At 54.0% G+C, this 19,693-nt stretch carries 22 protein-coding genes and 1 pseudogene; 5 read left to right on the top strand and 18 right to left on the bottom strand.

Annotation, left to right across the window (positions count from 1 at the left end; all coding sequences use genetic code 11):
- The 3 genes from UC14_RS27165 to UC14_RS26770 form a co-directional block, all read right to left on the bottom strand.
- Positions 1-271 (bottom strand): hypothetical protein (locus tag UC14_RS27165; RefSeq protein WP_232829719.1); only part of this gene is annotated, 271 nt, incomplete at its 3' end.
- Positions 272-485: 214 nt separating this feature from the next.
- Positions 486-761 carry a hypothetical protein gene (locus UC14_RS26775; protein ID WP_013575650.1) on the bottom strand — a complete coding sequence of 92 codons (276 nt, stop codon included), beginning with the start codon at positions 759-761 and terminating at the stop codon, positions 486-488.
- Positions 762-835: 74 nt separating this feature from the next.
- Positions 836-979 (bottom strand): hypothetical protein, encoded by a 144-nt coding sequence (locus tag UC14_RS26770; protein WP_013575651.1) that lies wholly within the window; start codon positions 977-979, stop codon positions 836-838.
- Between the two features lie 542 nt (positions 980-1,521).
- On the opposite strand from UC14_RS26770, the gene UC14_RS21220 reads away from it, so the two are divergent.
- Positions 1,522-2,007 carry a GNAT family N-acetyltransferase gene (locus UC14_RS21220; RefSeq protein ID WP_015689973.1) on the top strand — a complete coding sequence of 162 codons (486 nt, stop codon included), beginning with the start codon at positions 1,522-1,524 and terminating at the stop codon, positions 2,005-2,007.
- A 168-nt stretch (positions 2,008-2,175) separates the two neighbouring features.
- Here UC14_RS21220 and efeB read toward each other — a convergent pair whose 3' ends face one another.
- The 10 genes from efeB to gntK form a co-directional block, all read right to left on the bottom strand.
- Positions 2,176-3,447 carry an iron uptake transporter deferrochelatase/peroxidase subunit gene (gene efeB / locus UC14_RS21215; RefSeq protein WP_013575653.1) on the bottom strand — a complete coding sequence of 424 codons (1,272 nt, stop codon included), beginning with the start codon at positions 3,445-3,447 and terminating at the stop codon, positions 2,176-2,178.
- Positions 3,448-3,450: 3 nt separating this feature from the next.
- Positions 3,451-4,674 carry an iron uptake system protein EfeO gene (efeO, locus tag UC14_RS21210; protein ID WP_112198395.1) on the bottom strand — a complete coding sequence of 408 codons (1,224 nt, stop codon included), beginning with the start codon at positions 4,672-4,674 and terminating at the stop codon, positions 3,451-3,453.
- 14 nt (positions 4,675-4,688) lie between these two features.
- Positions 4,689-6,317, bottom strand: coding sequence for an iron uptake transporter permease EfeU (gene efeU, locus UC14_RS21205; RefSeq protein WP_112198393.1), 1,629 nt, complete (start codon positions 6,315-6,317; stop codon positions 4,689-4,691).
- A gap of 227 nt (positions 6,318-6,544) precedes the next feature.
- On the bottom strand, positions 6,545-7,222 hold the full coding sequence (locus UC14_RS21200; RefSeq protein ID WP_112198392.1) for a glycosyltransferase family 2 protein: 678 nt from the start codon (positions 7,220-7,222) through the stop codon (positions 6,545-6,547).
- Positions 7,219-7,788: a DedA family protein gene (locus tag UC14_RS21195; RefSeq protein ID WP_112198391.1), complete on the bottom strand. Its 570-nt coding sequence runs from the start codon at positions 7,786-7,788 to the stop codon at positions 7,219-7,221. The genes UC14_RS21200 and UC14_RS21195 overlap by 4 nt, the downstream gene beginning before the upstream one ends.
- Positions 7,789-7,795: 7 nt before the next feature.
- Positions 7,796-8,956 (bottom strand): ceramide glucosyltransferase, encoded by a 1,161-nt coding sequence (locus UC14_RS21190; protein WP_112198390.1) that lies wholly within the window; start codon positions 8,954-8,956, stop codon positions 7,796-7,798.
- 192 nt (positions 8,957-9,148) lie between these two features.
- Positions 9,149-9,787, bottom strand: a complete 639-nt coding sequence (locus UC14_RS21185; RefSeq protein ID WP_112198389.1) for a bifunctional 4-hydroxy-2-oxoglutarate aldolase/2-dehydro-3-deoxy-phosphogluconate aldolase — start codon at positions 9,785-9,787, stop codon at positions 9,149-9,151.
- Positions 9,788-9,814: 27 nt separating this feature from the next.
- Positions 9,815-11,629 (bottom strand): phosphogluconate dehydratase, encoded by a 1,815-nt coding sequence (edd, locus tag UC14_RS21180; protein WP_015689978.1) that lies wholly within the window; start codon positions 11,627-11,629, stop codon positions 9,815-9,817.
- A gap of 16 nt (positions 11,630-11,645) precedes the next feature.
- Complete coding sequence (gene gntU, locus UC14_RS21175) at positions 11,646-12,983, bottom strand: gluconate transporter (protein WP_112198388.1); 1,338 nt, start codon at positions 12,981-12,983, stop codon at positions 11,646-11,648.
- Positions 12,980-13,519 (bottom strand): gluconokinase, encoded by a 540-nt coding sequence (gene gntK / locus UC14_RS21170; protein WP_015689980.1) that lies wholly within the window; start codon positions 13,517-13,519, stop codon positions 12,980-12,982. Before gntK ends, gntU begins: the two co-directional genes overlap by 4 nt.
- A gap of 494 nt (positions 13,520-14,013) precedes the next feature.
- Between gntK and yahO the strand changes: the two genes are divergently transcribed.
- Together yahO and UC14_RS26895 are read left to right on the top strand one after the other, a co-directional pair.
- The gene (gene yahO / locus UC14_RS21165) at positions 14,014-14,292 is read left to right on the top strand and encodes a DUF1471 family periplasmic protein YahO (protein ID WP_112198387.1); all 279 of its coding nucleotides are present in this window, start codon (positions 14,014-14,016) and stop codon (positions 14,290-14,292) included.
- Positions 14,293-14,362: 70 nt separating this feature from the next.
- Positions 14,363-14,509 carry a hypothetical protein gene (locus UC14_RS26895; protein WP_198670103.1) on the top strand — a complete coding sequence of 49 codons (147 nt, stop codon included), beginning with the start codon at positions 14,363-14,365 and terminating at the stop codon, positions 14,507-14,509.
- 47 nt (positions 14,510-14,556) lie between these two features.
- Here the strand turns inward: UC14_RS26895 and UC14_RS21160 are convergent, their stop codons facing one another.
- Positions 14,557-14,988 carry a CopD family protein gene (locus UC14_RS21160; protein WP_013575664.1) on the bottom strand — a complete coding sequence of 144 codons (432 nt, stop codon included), beginning with the start codon at positions 14,986-14,988 and terminating at the stop codon, positions 14,557-14,559.
- A gap of 205 nt (positions 14,989-15,193) precedes the next feature.
- Between UC14_RS21160 and UC14_RS21155 the strand changes: the two genes are divergently transcribed.
- Together UC14_RS21155 and UC14_RS21150 are read left to right on the top strand one after the other, a co-directional pair.
- Positions 15,194-15,781 (top strand): TetR/AcrR family transcriptional regulator, encoded by a 588-nt coding sequence (locus tag UC14_RS21155; protein WP_112198394.1) that lies wholly within the window; start codon positions 15,194-15,196, stop codon positions 15,779-15,781.
- A complete protein-coding gene (locus UC14_RS21150) occupies positions 15,778-16,704 on the top strand; it encodes a DMT family transporter (protein WP_013575666.1) in 927 nt (308 codons plus the stop codon). Before UC14_RS21155 ends, UC14_RS21150 begins: the two co-directional genes overlap by 4 nt.
- Before the next feature lie 48 nt (positions 16,705-16,752).
- Here UC14_RS21150 and UC14_RS21145 read toward each other — a convergent pair whose 3' ends face one another.
- The 4 genes and pseudogenes from UC14_RS21145 to UC14_RS21130 form a co-directional block, all read right to left on the bottom strand.
- The gene (locus UC14_RS21145; protein ID WP_112198386.1) at positions 16,753-17,811 is read right to left on the bottom strand and encodes an NAD(P)-dependent alcohol dehydrogenase; all 1,059 of its coding nucleotides are present in this window, start codon (positions 17,809-17,811) and stop codon (positions 16,753-16,755) included.
- Between the two features lie 99 nt (positions 17,812-17,910).
- Complete coding sequence (gene hutC, locus UC14_RS21140; RefSeq protein ID WP_112198385.1) at positions 17,911-18,660, bottom strand: histidine utilization repressor; 750 nt, start codon at positions 18,658-18,660, stop codon at positions 17,911-17,913.
- 55 nt (positions 18,661-18,715) lie between these two features.
- Complete coding sequence (locus tag UC14_RS21135) at positions 18,716-19,486, bottom strand: enoyl-CoA hydratase (protein WP_013575669.1); 771 nt, start codon at positions 19,484-19,486, stop codon at positions 18,716-18,718.
- Positions 19,483-19,693 (bottom strand): annotated as a pseudogene (locus UC14_RS21130) (3-hydroxyacyl-CoA dehydrogenase family protein); the annotation flags it as partial. The gene UC14_RS21135 and the pseudogene UC14_RS21130, both read right to left, overlap by 4 nt.

Here is a 19,693-nt window from a genome sequence, read left to right as displayed (position 1 = left end):
GCGTCCATATATGGTCAACAAAAACTGGCCACGGCTTTAGAGTTTTTCCAAAACAATCTTTCCGCTTCTGCCACTCAGTTGCCCTAACAGTAAAGAGGGCAACTGTGAGCGAGAAGGCGACATTCGCTTTAAAGGTCACTTCATCCGTATGACAGAAAACCTCTAAAAAGCGGATTGAACGATTATGCGGGATTCTTACAGGAGCAAAAGAACCATGCAGTTTATTTTCCTGATAATCTCGTTCGCATCTGGGCAACGTACCTAGGTTCATCCGTTCCCGCCATCCCCTCCATTTGCCCCGGGAGAACCATCAACCAGAACGAACCCATTAACGTTGTGTTGCGTTGATGGCCATTTGGACGATGCGTCCGCATGGGCGAACGATGTTGACGCCAAGTAAACGAGAGCTGTAAATATATAGATTAGTTTCAGACGCATAAGCAGCACCTTTTTGGAAAAACACTATTTGCCTGAGAGCGCTTACCTTAATTGCTACATGGGACGGCCGCGCCGCCTTTACCAGCCGCACCGCCTTTACCGCCTTTACCACCCTGCCCATTGTTACCATCCTTACCTGGCTGCCCATCTTTACCAGAATGCCCGCATTTTACCGTCACTACCTTAAGGGAACTGGCCTGGTCTGCTGACACAGGGATTGTAGCTGTACTGTTCGGCGTTATCGCATTTTCAGCATGTACTACACCCGACAAGCAAAACTCAGTACAAAACAAAAATGCTACTAATTTAAGATTCATATTCACAAAGAAGTCTCCTCAACTGCGTGTTATAAAAACTGCCAGATCGTGTGATCTGGCAGTATGGGATTTATATGATCTTAGTCGCCACCCGCTCCGCCATCGCCTGCAAGAATAATCAGATGGTCAACAGAAGATGTATTGAAGTGGTGGAGTGGTTCCGCTGCTCTGGATAAACCCGTAAAGGAGATAAATAACAACGCTGCAATTCTACTTACTTTCATAATTAAAACCTCATTGTCAAAAGTTGGGGTTATTATTTCTGGTAAAAGAATGCCTAATGATCTTGCAAAATAAATATAGCAACCGACTTGTAATATCTTTATTTAATAATGTAATACTATATTTCCTTTCAACTTTTTTATTGTTGTTGAGCAGGTGATTTCTTTTCGATTTTTATTTTTTGTTTATGTATTGTTTATGTGGGCAGTTAAATAATCTTTTTCCAACCCGTTCTTCCAGTTATTGTAAAAGCTAAATTCAATATGGAGATTGATTGCTTTGTCAAAAAAACTTAATAAACATAAAGGGAAATGATTACGTGTGAATTTAAAATCAGCAGTTATGAGATTCAACGCAAATGATCTAACTCTGCTCTTGTAGGGCCTGCCTGGAAAACGGACAACACCCTACGTTAAGCCTGTTTTTTAAGCAGGCATGACAGGCAACGTTGAGCGAGCAGCAGGCATGATACCCTCGGGATAGTTTGGAAACAGTGTTGTCCCATCCCCCGTTTTGGCTGATGCTTTCCTTAACAGAATGCTTTATGTTGGTCACACTCATCCTGCAGGGTATAACCATGATAACAGTAGAGAAATCAGATCCATTTTCTTCAGAATCTCATCGCTTAATCGAAATGCTGTCAGCAGAACTTGCCGCTATTACTGGTGATAATGGCAAAAGCAATTTCACCGTTGAAGCAATGAGTGATGACAAAGCTTTATGGGCATTAGCAAAGAATTCTCATGGCAAAGCTATAGGATGCGGTGCTATACGGCCATTAACGCAAAATATCGCCGAGCTTAAAAGAATGTTTTCAGACCGAAGTGTGTCAGGGATTGGCGGTGCCTTACTCACTTTTCTTGAAAAATCTGCAAAAGAGATGGGATATACAGAACTTAGGCTGGAAACCCGACACATGAACTATCGGGCTGTAAATTTCTACGAGAAAAATGGTTATATCCGTATTGAGAATTACGGCCCATACATAGGCAGGACTGAAGCTGTCTGTTTCTCAAAGCCATTGCGCTGATTGTATCTAGAGGATCTGACGTCCGCCTGGCACAAAGCTCCGCGCGATTATGCGCGGGAAGCGAACGCAAAGGTTTTCAGATGACAACGAGGGCGCTGCCCCGGCATAACGCCAAAAAAGCCAGCAAATGCGCTGGCCTGGTTTTTAGTGTATGTGCTTCCGGCGGGCTTACACCTTAAACATATCAGCACCAATATACTCGCCTTCCTTCGGTGCCGGTGGCACGAAGAAAATACCCGATCCGATATGTGAAATATATTCATTCATCGCGTCGGATGCGCCTAAACGGTTCTGAAGCGCTTCAAACTGCGCCGGATCTTTCTGATAGCTGATGAATAACAAACCGGCATCGAGCTGGGCCATATTATTCAGTCCGTCCGTGTAGTTATATGAACGGCGCAGGATTTTAATCCCCCCATTATTTTCATGTGCGGCCAGGCTGATATGCGCAGTGGCCGGAATAATTAAGTTGCCGTCCGCAGCCGTTTTCTTAAAGTCCGGCGTATCAAACTCTCTGGTGCCGGTCAGCGGCGCGCCGGAGACTTTATGGCGACCGAACACATTGTTCTGGTCGCTGACGCGGTCAGTATCCCAGCTTTCAATGTGCATCTTGATTTTGCGTACCACCTGATAGGTGCCCTGCTGCTGCCATGCAGGGCCGCCATCGTTGATCCAGACATATTTGTCAAAATCTGCTTTTTCGGTGATGTTGCGGGTGCCGTCTTTAAAGCCGAATAAATTGCGCGGTGTGGACTGGCCTTTACCGGCTGACGCACGGCCAAAGCCCATGACCGTCCAGCGGGTCTGCGCAGCGCCGGTACTTTTGGCGATACGCGCCAAATCACGAATGGCGTGATAGGCCACCTGCGGATCATCCGCACAGGCCTGAAGCGAGAGGTCACCGCCAGTCACTTCAGGTTGTAAGTCATCGCTCGGGAGCTGCATCAGTTCACGCATCAGCAACGGTTTTTGTTTCACCAGTCCAAAGGTTTCGCTGAACACGCGCGGGCCGAGGCCAACGGTGACGGTCAGTGACGCCGGACCCAGATCTAACGCCTCGCCGGTATCCATTCCGACGCCACTGTTACGCAGAGGCTCAATCTGACCGATGGTGCCACCTTTCATCAGTTGGGCAATCGCCGATGACCAGCGCGCCAGCAACACCTGCAAATCCTGACGGCTGGTGGTGGTGAGATCAAACGTCATGTACATGATGTGACGCTGAGGCTGCGTGCTGATCCCCGCCTGCCCGCCGGTGCTGTAAAAAGGGTGTTCACGTGAAAGATCGACCTTATCTTCCGGGTCACGGGCGGCGGTCTGTCCGTGCGCATGGCTGACCGCAGGGATGGCCAGCGCACTTGCGCCTGCCACTGCACCTTTGAGCAAATCACGCCGGGAGAACTTACCGGCCTCCCTGGCCGGTTGGTGTTTATCGCTCATTCCTCAGGCTCCTTTATTCGCCGCGACTTTCTCACCAATCTTAGACAGGGGTTCTTGCAACGCCTGAATAGTACGGCTCAATTTAGCAGCATCAGAGGCTTTCAGTTCTGCGGTGTAATATTTGTAACCGCCGGGGACTGAAGGATCACGATAGGTTTCCAGCATAACGTGCACGGCAGCGAACTGCGCGGCAACCTGTCTGGTCAGCGCCGGATCGATTTTTTCCAGCCCCGGTTGCAGGTAAGCGAACGCCTGTTGCGCACCTTCTACGTTACCCGCGAAATCAACCAGATCGAAGTGGCTGAAGGCTTCTTCCTCACCGTTGATTTTGGTGTTCTGCACTTCTTCCAGCAGATCTGCGGCACCGTTCGCCAGATCTTCAGGTTTGTAAGTCAGCGCTTTGGTCAGGGTGTCGAGCTGTGCGACGTTTCTCTGTAATTCGGCAGCCAGCTGTTTGGTTTCATTCGTGATTTTACCCTGACCGAACAGGTCACGCTCAATGGCGTGGAATCCATGCCAGCCTGCTTTCGGGTCAAGGTTAGACGCACGCATGTCGATCAGATAATCAAGGTTACCGGCGTTGTCCGTCGCTTTGAAGCCCGGCAATACAAAACCGCTCACGTCAGATTCAATACGTTCGTAGAAAGGACGCGCTTTCGCGTAATCGGCTTTCGCCGTAGCAAGATCCCCCGCATCAATATCCGCTTTCAGGCGGTTCACACCGACCACCATCGCATCCACCACGCCATTCACATAAGTGGCGTAATCTTTGGTGCCCTGCGCCAGAATGGTCCCGGCGCTGCCCGCAGGTTGTGTGGCGCTTTTGCCGGTGACGGTAAAGTTGGTCATTTCATGTTGCGCGCCCGGACAATAGATTTGATATTTGCCGCCGTCGAGAGTCAGGGTGAATTTCACCATCGGCAGGCCGGGTGCCAGATTCTCTTTTTCGCCCAGAATACGATCATTGCTCAGCAGCTCTAACTCCGTGATGGCGGTTGCCGTTTTGTTCACCACATTGAACGTCACCGGCCCCGCTTTCGCTGAATTATGGTCAACCACACACGTACCGCCGTTGTCTCCGGTCATGGTGATATTCACTTGTGAAACGCCATTTTTTACCGCTGCCTGCGCCGCATCAGCCGGTGCTTCCACTGAAAACATCAGCAACGCCGCCAGGCCCGCCGTGGTCATCAGAGATTCTTTTTTCTTAAAATTCGGTTTACGCATGAATTTCATTTCCTTTATTTATTTTTTGGCAAATTGGTGTGTAGTTGAGAACCGAATGACAGGTTGTATTCACCCGCAGCGGCCAGCCTTTCATTACGGTGTTTCAGGAGAACCCGTCGTGCTGAGAAAACAAAAATCAGGGCCAGCGCGGCCAGAATGACCGGCAACATATATGCCCAGAAACGGTAGGTATCTTGTGCGATTTGCAGTTGTTGCAGGGCATCAGAAACGGTCTGCTGATACGCCCCGCTCACCTGCCAGTTGCAGGCTGAAGCGGCCGCCGTCGGATGACGAACGGTGATGGTTCGCGGGGATTGCAGGCCGCTGCCGGAAAGCGTGATCAGCTCATCTGCCCGGGCACTGGCCCCCAGCAACACGCCCTGCGCCACAGAGGCCTGAACAGTGCAACTGACCGACCACTGCGCCTGATAAGGCCCCGGATGCATCGCCGGATTCAGACCAATGGGAATACGGTTGCCATAGAATGCCACCAGTTGATCAAGCGTCAGAACGGCAGGCGCATCCGCAGGCGTAAAGCGAGATTTGGTTTGCCATTCGCGGGTTTGCAGGCCGCCATGATGACCGGCAATGGCGGCGCTGGCGGGCAGAACGGTCACCCTCACGTTGCCGTCCGCAGGCGTCACATTCAGCTGATAGCCGTTCGTATCAGACAACAGTTTTACCTCACCCGCCGGTGCGGTGTTCCGGGTGTCATTACTTACCAGCGGTGCGCTGGCAGGCAGTTGCAGTGTGTAGTTTGGGTAAAAAAGGCGCAATCCCACTGCTGACACGACCATCACACCGGCAAATGCCAGCCGCAGCCGCGCACCGTTAATCGCGGAGGGACGGCGGTGTGCAGGCCAGTAAATCAGCAGCGACACAATGACAATGTAGAGCAGCCAGGCGACAGTCTGGATCAGGTTCGGATCCGGCGGAATGCCCAGCACGCCGGTAATCAGCGCTGAGCGGACAGTGCCCGGCGGCACCAGCCAGGCGAGATCCGCCACGCGCTGCTGCCCGATATTCAGCCAGCCCGCTTCGTGTGCTGTCAGCAACGCGTTAATGATTAATCCGCCTGCGACCAGGATCAGGAACAACCCCGTGAAGCGGAAAAAGCGCGAGAGATTGATGCGGATGCCGCCGAAATAAATGCCACAGCCGATGCCCACCGCCACCAGCAGGCCGGTTACCGCGCCGGCCGCCGCCCACATGGCTGACTGCGCGACCGAGAATGTGGCGAGCAGAAACACGCTGGTTTCAAAGCCTTCTTTCAGCACGGCGAGAAAAGCCATACTCGCCAGCGCCCGGGCACCTGACTGGCTTATCGCCTGCGCGGCTTCGCTTTCCAGCTCATTTTTCATGGTGTGAGCGTGGGTGTTCATCCACATGATCATGCCAGTGACAAAGAAAACAGCGATCAGGCCGATCACCGACTCCATTCCTTCCTGACTTGCCTGCGGCAACGCGCGTTCGGTCATCTCCAGCGCCACGCCGACCATCACCGAAAGCATCAGCGCCAGCCCGACGCCCATCCACATCGCGAAAAGGCTTTTACCGTTTTTGCGTAAGAATGCCGCAATGATCCCGACGATAAGCGCCGCTTCCAGACCTTCACGAAGACCGATAATAAATGTGGCTAACAAAGGGCAAACTCCAGGCAACAAGACGCATTATCAAATTATTAATGATAATTGATATCAGTTGACTGAACGCCAGGGAAGAAATGGAGTATGAGGATTTGCAACAGAGTGCTGGAGAAATATGAATATGATGTAAAGCGTGGTTTATTTGTAACCAAATAAAAAATTCACTAAAAAATAGCCGCTGGCTGACAACAGTACAGAAAATGCTGACTGATATTCTGTCCTGTTCAGACCCGACTTTTGCGCTTAAGACAGATAATTTGCCGCACGGATTCACGCAAACTGATGGTACGGAATATATCGCGCATCATCGACACATCGGCCTTTAATCCGCGCAACCAGCCCATTTTAGCGGCTTTATACGGGCTGATAACGCCCTGCCAGCTGACAACCTGCACGCGCAATCCGGCGGCAATCCACTGCTGATTAATCCAGACTTCCAGCCCGAAATGCGGTAACCGGCGGATGGCTGCGAGATGCTGTGCGACTAACTCGCGCGCAAACACCCGTTCACCGGAAATATAATCCAGCCCGATAAACCGCCAGATCCACGGGCTGTTGCGCCTCAGGCTTATCGAGACCTCCGCCTGATGCGCCATCACCGGCCTGATGAGCGCGGTTATATCGTCATAACTCAGCCCGACAAGATCCGCATCCAGCATCAGCAGATGGCTGCCCGTTGCTGCGGCAATGCCTTCGGCAACGGCATAACTTTTACCGCGATTTTCAGGCAGGCTGATCACCCTGACGTTCTTACCCTGCGCGATTTGTGCGGTGTTATCGGCGGAGCCGTCATCCACCACGATAATCTCCAGCAGTAAAGGATGGTTCTGCACCACGTCCAGCACCCTGCCGATGCGGCTGCACTCATTGTGTGCCGGAATAATGCAACTCACCGTGATCATTGTTTAGACTTAAGCCAGATAACACCGGTGACGGCCAGCAGGATGAACAAACCCAGGGATACCCAGGCTATCCAGTTGTTCACCTGTGCGATGATATCGCCGAACATCCAGCCGATACCCAGAAGAAACAGGCTCTTGGGAATAGCCGCGATGATGTTATAGAACAGAAAAGGCACCAGCGGCATGCGCGCCATGCCCGCGCCGGTCAGCACCAGTGCGCCAGCGGAATGAGTCAGTTTGGCCAGCACCAGCAACCGCCCGCCTTTGCGGTCAAAACTTTTCACCATTTTTTCCAGTCGCGGCTGGGTCAGCCCGAGACGGGCCAGCCAGGCGGGCGGTTGGCCGTCAGCTTTGATCACCCAGCGCCCGAGCGAGTAAAAAATAATATCCCCGAGCACTTCCCCGATCATCACCACGGTCAACATGGCGGACAAACTGAAATAGCCGAGACGGATGAAGTAGCCTGCAATCACCGTCACTACCGGCCCTTCAAGGATAGCCAGCGGCGTCATGATCAGCAGGCCGTGGGCTCTGATAAGCGTTTCGAGTGTTTCAAGAGAAAACATACTGTCCTTATTTCCCCGACGGCTGGCTGGCAGATGCGGGGTGTTTTTTATCTACGTGCCTTTCACCTAAAACTGTGCCCCGCCACGTAAAGCCGCGCCCGGTCCAGCACCATAACCACAAGGCGGGCAGCAGGATATCGCGGATGCACATTGCCAGAATATCTCTCAGCTGATGCGGCCAGCCGAGCGCTTTGGCCAGCCCCCATTCACCGCCATACCACAGCACAAAAAGCACCGGCAGAGCAAACAGTGGCAAATCACCGCGGGCAGTCAGCCACAGCACCGCCGCCAGCACGGGCAAGAAACCAATGATAATTTCAGGCACAAACAGCCAGAAAAAACCGGCACGGCGGATACGCGCCCAGCGCAGTTGTCTGCTCCAGACCGCTTCCAGACTGCGATGCCCGATGGGCTGCGCAAAAGGCTGTGCAGGTAAACGGACTTTAAGCCCGGCGCGGCGCACCAGTTTGGTTGAGGCGACATCTTCCGCCAGCTCACTACCCAGCGCCGCCATTCCGCCGCCATTATCAAGCACCTCGCGCCGCCAGCACAACGTTTTCCCCTGCGCAAAGCCGTTACCGAGAAAATCCGACAAATACTGCCAGCGCGCCTGATGCGTGTTCAGCATGGCGGCTTCCACGGCACCCCAGAAATTCTCCGGGATCATCCCGACTGCCGGAGAACTCACCAGTCCGGTTTGACTGTCAAAGGTATTCATCAGTGAACGCAGATAATCCGGCGGTAACAACAGGTTGCTGTCTGCCATGGCCACCACGCCTGCGGTGGTATGACTCCAGGCTTTATTAAGATTGTTCACCTTCGGATTGGCGGATATTTTGTCATCGCCAGTCAGCAGGCGTGCAGGCTTATCAGGGAATTCAGCCATCAGCTTTTCCACCAGCGGGATCACCGGATCAAAGCGTGACGCCACGCAGAACACAATTTCGTAAGCGGGATAGTCCTGATAAAAACTGGAGCGCAGTGTTTCCTCTTCAAAGGCGTTATATCCGCACAAAGGCCTGACCAGCACGATAAATTCCGAGGTTTCATGCGCTTCATCGCGCAGGATACCGCGGCGCATTCGCCACCAGGCGATCAACAGAGAGGAAAACTGGAGGGTGATCAGTACACTGCCCAGTGCGGCGATCACTGCGGTGTTCAATACCATGACGATGCCCCTTCATTCAAAATATCTGCGATGAGAATTCCAGACTTCCGGCAGTCAAAACGCCATCCTACAGGCGTTACGTTAAGGAATTCTTAAAGGGGAAACGGGGCACTGCGGAAGAAATAAAGGAGTGAGTACGGGGCATCCGTACTCACGTGGGTTTTTATCGCTATTATTTCGAACGGCTAAAACCTATTTCGCCCCTGCAACAGCTTCGCGGGCAAGTGCAGTAATACGATCGTAATCACCGCTTTCCAGCGCATCGGCTGGCACCAGCCAGGATCCGCCGATGCACAGCACACTTTTCAGCGCCAGATAATCGCGGTAATTCGCCAGTGAAATCCCGCCTGTCGGGCAAAAACGCACCTGCGGGAACGGACCACCGATCGCCTGCAATGCTTTCACGCCGCCGTTAGCTTCCGCCGGGAAAAATTTGAATTCGCGCAGACCGTGATCCAGACCCAGCATCAGTTCAGAAACGGTACTGATACCCGGGATCAGCGGAATGGAACCGGCGGTCGCGGCGGCAAGCAATTCGTCTGTCAGCCCCGGACTGATGGCAAACTGTGCGCCAGCGTCGGTGACATCTTGCAGTTGCTGCGCATTCAGCACAGTACCCGCGCCCAAAATCGCCTCCGGCACATCGCTGGCAATGGCACGAATGGCGTCCATCGCACAGGCGGTGCGCAACGTCACTTCCAGCACACGAACACCACCGGCCACCAGCGCTTTCGCCAGCGGAACCGCCTGTTCCAGTTTATTGATAACGATGACCGGCACAACCGGCCCCGCCGTCAGAATGTGTTCTGCGCTTGTTTTCCAGTTTTTCATTCTTGTCTTCTCATCCGTTTCGATAAATTAAAAAGTAATGCAGCAGGCGCCCTGTTCCGCGCCGGAAAGCTGGCTGCGCAAGGCACTGAACAGCTCACGGCCACAACCGATATGTTCTGCGCTCAGATCAGGCTGATACGCTTTTCGTTCAGCCAGTTCGGCAGCATCAACACGCAATTCGAGTTCGCCGGTTCGCCCGTTGACGCGAATAATGTCGCCGTCACGCACTTTTGCTAACATGCCGCCGCTGAAAGCCTCCGGCGTCACGTGGATAGCAGAAGGCACTTTGCCGGAAGCGCCGGACAAACGACCGTCGGTGACCAGTGCGACACGGAATCCGCGATCCATTAATACGCCAAGCGGCGGCATCAGTTTATGCAGCTCAGGCATGCCATTGGCCTGCGGCCCCTGAAAACGCACCACCACCACACAATCGCGGTTCAGCTTACCGGCCTCGAATGCCGGAACAATGTCATGCTGGCTTTCAAATACCACCGCAGGGGCTTCGATAATCTGATTATCCGCAGGCACCGCCGAGGTTTTCATCACCGCACGCCCGAGATTACCCGACAACACTTTTGTGCCGCCGTGATGCTCAAACGGCTGTTGCACGCTGGCAATGACGTTTGTGTCGAGCGAATGCTCTGCGCCTTCGCGCCACGCCAGTTCGCCGTTTTCCAGCCACGGTTCCTGCGTGTAACGGTCTAATCCGAAACCAGCCACGGTGTTGACATCCTGATGTAACAGGCCGTTTTTCAGCAATTCGCGCACCACCAGTTGCACGCCGCCCGCCGCCTGAAACTGGTTGATATCCGCCGGGCCGTTCGGGTAAATACGACATAACGAAGGCACCGCATCGGACAACTCAGAGAAGTCATCCCAGTTGATGACAATGCCTGCCGCACGCGCCATAGCGACCATGTGCATGGTCAGATTGGTGGAACCGCCGGTGGCTAACAGCGCAACAATGCCGTTCACCACGGTTTTCTCATTCACCATCTGACCGAGCGGCTGATAGTTGCCGGTGGTTTCGGCCAGACGGGTGACCTGACGTGCTGCCGAGTCGGTCAGTGCATCACGCAGCGCGCAATCCGGCGGCACAAACGATGCACCCGGCAGATGCAGCCCCATCACTTCCATCACCATCTGATTGGTGTTGGCGGTGCCGTAAAATGTACAGGTGCCGATGCCGTGATACGACGCGGCTTCCGCTTCCAGTAATGCCTGACGGTTTACTTTGCCTTCGGTATAAAGCTGACGGATACGCACTTTCTCTTTGTTCGGCAAACCGGTACTCATCGGCCCGGCGGGCACAAATACCGCCGGCAGATGGCCGAATGACAGCGCCGCCATCACTAAGCCCGGCACGATTTTGTCGCAGATACCCAGATACAACGCCCCGTCGAACATGTTGTGTGAAAGGCCGATGGCCGCCGACATGGCAATCACGTCGCGACTCATCAGCGACAACTCCATGCCGTCCTGCCCTTGCGTGACACCGTCACACATTGCCGGTACGCCGCCCGCCACCTGCCCGACCGCACCCACCGATTTCAGTGCGTCTTTCAGGCGTTGCGGGTAATGCTCGTAAGGCTGATGCGCCGACAGCATGTCGTTGTAGGCGGTAATAATGGCGATATCGCTGCGCACCATATTTTTCAGGGAATTCTTTTCATCCGGCTGACAGGCGGCAAAGCCATGCGCCAGATTGCCACAGGCCAGTTGCGCGCGGTGAACGGTTTGCGAACGGGCAGCATCCATACGCGCCAGATAGGCTTCACGGGTGGATGCGGAACGGTTGATGATCCGCTGCGTGACACGGGCCACGGTGTTGTTAATCATAATGTTGTCCCCTTTCTTAAAGCATCGTGAAAGCAATCATGCCGATGATCCCGCCAGTCGTGCCGAGCAGGGTTTCCATCACCGTCCAGGTTTTCAGCGTTTGCAGTTCGCTGGCACCGGTGAACTTGCCGAATAACCAGAAACCGGCATCGTTTACGTGGCTGAGCACAATGGAACCGCCGGTAATGCAGATGGCGAGTGCGGCCAGCTGACCGCCGTTGAGCCCCATCTGATGGGTTACCGGCAATACCAGCCCTACAGTGGTCAGGCAGGCCACGGTGGCTGAACCCTGAATAACCCGCACGACCGCTGACAGTGCAAAACAGGCCACGGCAATCGGTAAGCCGGTGCCGATCATCGCGTCACCAATGGCCGGGCCGACGCCGGAATCCACCAGAATTTGTTTGAATACGCCACCCGCACCGGTCATCAGCAGGATGATCCCGGCGGGCTGAACGGCGGCTGAGCAGATGGCCAGCGTCTGTTCGTTGGTCATGCCGCGTGGTTTTGCCAGCCCGTAAATGACAATCAGGCAGGCAATCAGAATGGCGGTAAACGGATGGCCGATAAACTCCAGCCAGTCGTGCAATGGCGTACCCGCCGTGACAAAGCGTGCGCCGATGGTTTTCATTCCCACCAACACCAGCGGACACAAAATCAGCGCCAGACTGAAACCGAATGACGGCAGGTTATCTTTGTTGAGCGTCGGGGCATTTTCTTCAACAGGCATCGGCCAGCTGACATGACGGCTGATAAAATTGCCGTACAGCGGACCGGCGATCAGCATGCCGGCAATCGCGGCCACCAGACCGATGGCGATCATCCAGCCAAAATCGGCATTCATCTGCGACGCCAGCAGCATCGGGACCGGCCCCGGAAGCAGGAAACACGCCGCTGCCGCGACACCGGCAAATAACGGGATCGCCAGCCTGACGATGTTGCCGTCAGTACGGCGCGCCACCGCGAACACGATGCCAATCAGCAGCACAATCGCCACATCGAAAAACAGCGGCAAGGCGCAAACCAGCCCGGCAATCCCGAGAGCATAATTGGCTTTGTTTTTGCCAAAACGATTCAGTAAATGGGCCGCAATTTGGTCAAGTGCGCCGACTTCATGCAGAATCTTGCCGAACATCGCCCCCAGCGCCACCACAATCGCCAGAAAACCCAGCGTGCTGCCCATGCCTTTCTGCATGGTGTCGGCAATGGTATTGACCGGCATGCCGGAGAAAATCCCGGCGGCAATCGACACCAGCATCAGCGCGACGAACGCGTGCATACGCACTTTCATCACCAGAAAAAGCAGCAGCAACACGGAGCCCGCTGCAGTACCGACTAAAGTCACTGTATTCACGCGCAATGCTCCTGTTGCTGAAAACTACGGATGTGTTGCAGGGTCTCTGCAATCACCGCATCAAGCGGCTGATGAATGCCGATGGTGATCACGTCACTTTCTTCAGCGCCAGGTTGTTCGAGTGCTGCAAACTGTGAGATCAGCATCTGCGATTTAAAAAAGTGCCCTTTGCGTGCGGCCATGCGTTCTTCGATGACCGGGAATTCACCCTGTAAATAGATGAAAGACAGGTTGGCGTTACCTGCGCGCAGACGATCGCGGTAACGTTTTTTCAATGCCGAGCAGATGATGACCGACACATTATTGGTTCGCTGCATGGCAAACGCGGCATCATTGAGGGCGGCCAGCCACGGCGCGCGGTCGTCATCATTGAGGGCGTCACCGGCGGCCATTTTCAGGATATTACTGCGGGGATGTAAGAAATCGCCGTCAAGAAAACCGGCTGAAAGCTGGTGTGCCACGGCGTTGGCGACGGCTGATTTTCCGCTGCCTGATACGCCCATAAACACGTAAATTCGGTTCTGATCATTGTTCACGGTTGCGCTCCTCGACTGGTTAAAAAACGCGAAAGACGGGTCAGTGGTTTTATTCGTTATGTCCACACTGTTCATGTTTATCCGCAATGTTACCGGTAACATGTTATCGGTAACATTATCAGAGGCTTTTTCACCCGTGACAATCTGCCCGTGCAGGGGAAAAGCATAAATGTGATCTGCTTCAAAGTTAATTATTAGCAATGAAACATATTTCGGACGGGGGTTAACAGATGGATAACATGCGCAGGCGAAACGAAAAGTATGTGATTGCTATTACTGTCTACAAAACCTCCGGCACAAAAGACTAAAAACCGCACCGGTTGCTTAATTTTTTCTTTCCGCCTTGTAATTATTGACTTCCTTGTCTATTACTAAATGGCAGTGATAACTCACTCTTTTAAACAGTGAGTTATTGATTAACAGGGTTTCACTAAATAAACAGCTTTCTATTACTTTCCTTCAATTTACTGGGCAATTTAAAATCTGAGGATTACATGAAAACATCTAAAGCTCTGCTGGCAGTGGCTGTGATGGGCTGTGTCTCTTTCAGCACTTATTCTGCTGAATTAATGAAGAAAATAGATTTTGAAAAAGTGGCTTCTGAGTATACCAAAGTCGGCTCTGTGACCACCTCAAATAAGACCTCGCAGTCCGGCGCCATTGAAGATCTTTCTAAGAAAGCCGATAAAAAAGGCGGCGATGTGTTTGTATTAACCTCCGGTAATACCAACAATAAAATTCACGGTACTGCTGACGTTTATAAGAAAAAATAAGTATTTTGTTTTCTGCACAATAAGCAATAAAAAGAAGCCTGCAAATTTGCGGGCTTTTTAATGGACGATTATGCTGCTGTCGGCTCCGCTGATGCTGGTTATTATCGGGCTGAGATCGTTTGCCGTGCGCGAAAACCATTCGCTGACAATTTTAAAGGAAGGCAATATTCCGCCGGTGCCCTGCACCCTGATTGCGCTGGTGAACGGCGAGTCATAAAAAAATCCACGCTTTCACGTGGATTGAGTTTTGCGGGAAACCGGATGTCAGAAAGGCCTGATTATCGCCAAAATACCAATGAGGATCACACCGACAATAATCACTGCGCTGGCGTTGCGCACCAGCGCGAAATCTTTCACCGGCTGACCGGTGGCGCGACGACGTAAATCGCCGGAAAGCAGCCCGTGCAGCGCGGAGAGAACCAGCACCACCACCATTTTTATCAGCAGCCAGGCATGGGGGAATTTGCCATAACTGACGATCATCACGATGCCCGCCACCCACAACAGGATCATCGCCGGGCTGGTGACACTGCGCGTCCATTTGCGCACGGTTTCCAGTAACAACGTCTGCCCTGCACTTTCCGCAGTACCGGATGTCCGCGAACAGGCCATCGACACCAGCGCCATCGCCAGCATGCCGCCAATCCACAATACGCCCGCAATCACGTGCAAGGCGTTGAGCCATTCATGAAGCATTTTTATCCCTCCGGAAGTTAACAATAATTCTGCCTGCCGCAGATGACCTCAACCTGCTGTCTCTCCACAACTTTTAGCGGATTATGGCGGTTTCCCACACGAAAGGCACGGTTAAGTCGTCACTTTTTCTTATTCTCAGCCGGTGTTTACATTGAGTAGGTAGACTGGTATACCTACAGGCAAGATGAACAACACGAGTAAAAAAATGTCCACCACAGACTCCTCTCCTGAAAGCGCCCGCGACCGGCTTCTCGGTGCCGCCCGGGTTCTGTTTTATAACAACGGCATTGCTGCGACCGGGATTGACGCAATCATCAAACGTGCCGGTGTCGCCAAAAAAAGCCTCTACAACAATTTCGAATCCAAGGCCGAACTGGTCGCAACGTACATTGAAATACGTCATGACGAATGGCTGGAGCTGTACGCCCGGCGTGTTGAAAAAGCCAAAACACCGAAAGAAAAAGTGCTCGCCGTGTTTCAGGCGTATGACGATCACGCTGAATTTGCCTATGAGCACGGCTTTCGTGGCTGCGGATTACTGAATGCCGCCGCCGAACTGCCCGCCGGAGCGCCCGGCAGGCAGGCCGTGCGCGGGCATAAAGAACATGTTGAAGCTATCGTGACTGCGCATCTTCTCGAACTGTTCCCCACTGACGAGGCCAAAGCCCGCCTGATGGCGCGGCATTTTTCATTTTTACTGGAAGGCGCGATTTCGCGTGCAGGTCTGGAAGGCAACGGTCAATGTGTCCGTCAGGCGATGGACATGGCGGCCTCAATGATGGAGGTGCCATGACGATAACGCCTCGTGAACGCATGACGGGCGTACTCGCCGTGGTATTTGCTTCCGTTCTGTGGGGGTCGACCGGCACGGCGGCGACATTTGCGCCCGACGTCAGCCCGCTGGCGATCGGCGCAGTGGCCATGGGGCTGGGCGGATTGTTGCAGGCGCTGATTTCCGCCAGAAGGATAGTCACCAGCCGGGTAACTCTGGTGAACAACGCACGCATGTTATTTACCGGCGCACTGGCGGTCGCAGTTTATCCGCTGGCGTTTTACGCCTCGATGCACCTGGCGGGCGTCACGGTCGGTACCGTGATTTCCCTCGGTTCTGCGCCGCTGTTATCCGCACTGATTGAATATTATCTCGACGGACAACGTCTCACCCGCCGCTGGATGACCGGCGCCGCCATTGGCGTGGCGGGCATGGTGTTACTTTGCGTCGGTGAAAGTGGCAGTCACTCCACCGCCGGTCAGGGCGACCACGCGATAGCCGGTGTGGTACTCGGGCTGATTGCCGGGCTGACCTACGCGCTTTATGCCTGGGCGGCGCGTCATTTAATGCAGCGCGGCGTCCCTTCCCGCGCGGCAATGGGCGCCACGTTCGGGCTGGGCGGTTTACTGCTGATGCCGGTGCTGTGGATGACCGGCGCGCCCCTTCTGGCGTCATGGAATAACGCCGCGGTCGGCGCGTACATGGCGCTTATCCCGATGTTTGTCGGTTATGTCTGTTTCGGTTATGCCCTGGCACGCATTCCGGCCAGCATGGCCACCACCATCACCCTGCTGGAACCGGCGGTCGCCGCCGTGCTGGCGGTGGTGATTGTGGGCGAACGCCTGCCGCCGCTGGGCTGGACAGGCATCGGGCTGGTGGTTGCCTGCCTGATTTTTATCACCGTGCCGCTGAAAAGACGCGCAACCTTACCGGTTTCTGCCTGAAAAAATGGCTCCCGCAGGAGCCATTTTTGTCTTCATTGCTGCGGCAGATTACACCGCCGCAGGCGCGGTCAGGGAAGCCATATCAATCACAAAACGATAGCGCACATCGGCTTTTTCCATACGCTCAAACGCTTCGTTAATTTCATCCATGCGGATCATTTCACAATCCGGCAGAATGTTTTTCTCAGCACAGAAATCGAGCATTTCCTGCGTTTCACGGATGCCGCCGATTGGCGAACCGGCCACGTGACGACGGCCTAACAACAGCGGTACGGTGTTGAATTCTTCCATCGGCCCGACCTGCCCGACCAGCACCAGCGTACCGTCCACATCCAGCAACGGCAGGTACGGCGTGACGTCATGTTTGACCGGCACGGTATCGATGATCAAATCAAAATGATCGTGTGCCTGCGCCATCGCGTCACTGTCGGCGCTGACCAGCAGACGGCTTGCACCTAATTCCAGCGCATCGGCTTCTTTGGCATTTGAACGGCTCACCACCGTAACATCTGCACCCAGACCGACCGCCAGTTTGACCGCCATATGGCCCAGACCGCCCAGACCAATCACGCCCACACGGCTGCCCGGCCCGACGTTCCAGGTTTTCAGCGGCGACCAGGTGGTGATACCGGCGCACAGCAGCGGCGCGGCTTTGGAGAGATCTAACCCTTCCGGCATACGCAGACAAAACTCCTCGCGCACCACTAAATGCTTGGAGTATCCGCCCTGCGTCGGCTCTTTGGTGAAACGATCATAACCGGCGTAAGTCCCGGTGTTACCTTCGCGGCACAACTGTTCTTCACCTTTTTTACACTGATCGCATTCCTGACAACTGTCTACCATGCAACCGACGGCAACATGATCGCCTGGTTTGTAGCGGGTGACGCCTTTACCAATGCTGGTGACACGTCCGACGATTTCATGGCCGGGAACAATCGGATAATAGCTCCAGCCCCAGTCATTTCTTGCGGTATGTAAATCGGAATGGCAAACGCCGCAATACAGAATTTCCATTGCGACATCGTTATCACGCAGGCCGCGGCGTTCAAACGTAAACGGCGCCAGCGGTTTTTTAGGATCGTAAGCAGCAAATCCAACAGTTTTCATCAGTAAACTCCTGAGTCGTTAATGACCCGTTAACTATAGAATTTACCGCCGAAGTCACAAGCCACAGTCCTCCTGAATCCTTGCCTGATCCTGTTCAGTTTATTTCTTAAAGCTGCCGAACATTTTGTAGCGTCCGCCCGGATACAACAGCCGGGCGCAGGTCACCACTTTTTCATGATGCCAGGTGCGGCGCAGGGTTTGCAGGCACGGCTCGGTCTGATGAATATTCAGCAGGCGCTGTTCGTCGTGGCTGGCCATCACCGCTTCAATGGTATGTTCGCCCGCCGTCAGCGGTGCCAGTTGGGTCAGATAGGCAAAAGGCGTGGTTTTAGTGAAATCCTGGTGTAAATACAAGGGGGCGATGTCCGGATTCACCAGCCGGTCTTCCAGTTGCACCGGAATGTCATTTTCGTAATGCACAATCACCGAATGAAACAACACCACGCCGGGCAGCAGCATAAATTTCATCGCCATGCTGTCACCGGCACTTTGCTTACCCAGTTGCAACACGCGGGAGGTATGAAAGTGCCCGCGGCTCTTAATTTCGTCAGAAATGTTATTCACTTCCAGCATCGGCGTGAACGCTTTCATTTCATTGACAAAGGTGCCGACGCCCTGCAAACGCAGCAGATAGCCCTCCGTGGTTAACTCGCGCAGTGCCCGGTTTATGGTCATCCGGCTGAACCCCAGCTCGGCGACCAGTTCACTTTCTGACGGCACGCGCTGATGCGGTTGCCAGTGTCCGTGCAGGATCTGATTAATGATCCCCTGTTTCACCTGCTTATACAGCGGAGAAGGCTCGTCTCCGGCGTCCGCAATGATTTCTGATAGCGTTCTGTTTGATGACATTATTCCTGCCTTGTATGTCGCACGGCGCACGGCGGCTGGCGTATTTTACCGGACGTTATTTGCCGGTAAACGCCGCCTGTTCTTTCGCCGCCAGTGCACGCATGCCTTCGCTGCGGTCGTCACTGGCCGCAATCAGGGCCGACAACGAACGTTCATAACTGATGCCCGCCGTTAAGCCCATATCGAAACTCGCCAGCACGGCTTTTTTGGCCATCTTAACGGCGAGCGGTGCGGCACGGGAAATGTTCTGCGCAATCTTTAACGCCTGTTCCGTTAACGTTTCCGGCGTGGTGACACGGCTGATCAGTCCGGCGGCCAGCGCTTCTGTGGCGGTGATTTTTCGCCCGGCGAGGATGATTTCCATCGCCAGTGATTTCCCCACCGATTTAACCAGCCGCTGCGTGCCACCCGCGCCGGGGATAATCCCGATGTGCGTTTCCGGCAGCCCGATAATGGCCGTGTCATCAGCAATCACGATATCGCACAGCAACGCCAGTTCCAGCCCGCCGCCCAGTGCATAACCGGATAACGCCGCGACAACCGGCGTTTCAATGGCGGCAATCTGATCCCACTTTTCACTGAAACCGCTGGTGTAAAGGGCTATCGCTGAGGCGGTGGCCAGCGTGCCGGTATCGGCACCCGCAGCAAACGCACGCGCGGAGCCGGAAATCACCATCGCGCGGATCTGTTTATCACCGTCCAGTTCGCGCATTTTCTCCAGCAATTGCGTCAGCATTTCTGCACTCAGCGCATTAAGTTTTTCCGGCCGGTTAAGAATGATATGCGCCACGCCCTGATGACGTTCACAGCGGATAAGTTCGCTCATGGTTTTTGCATCCCGCTGATGGCAAGGATTGTGGCGTTACGGTGCGCGAGACCTTCTTCAATAGCCTGCGCCGTCCACGGATAAAACCCGGCGCCGGTTTGGTGCCCAGACTTGCCCTGCTCAATTTGCGCCAGCAACCACGGCGGCAGCTCCTCGTCGCGCGATAAGGCTGGCAGTAATATCGCGGCGACATTTTTCACCGTGTCC

Source organism: Rahnella sp. NRRL B-41462 (genome assembly GCF_003263525.1).
In the GTDB taxonomy this organism is placed as follows: domain Bacteria; phylum Pseudomonadota; class Gammaproteobacteria; order Enterobacterales; family Enterobacteriaceae; genus Rahnella; species Rahnella aceris.
This window is presented reverse-complemented; position numbering and strand designations above follow the sequence as displayed.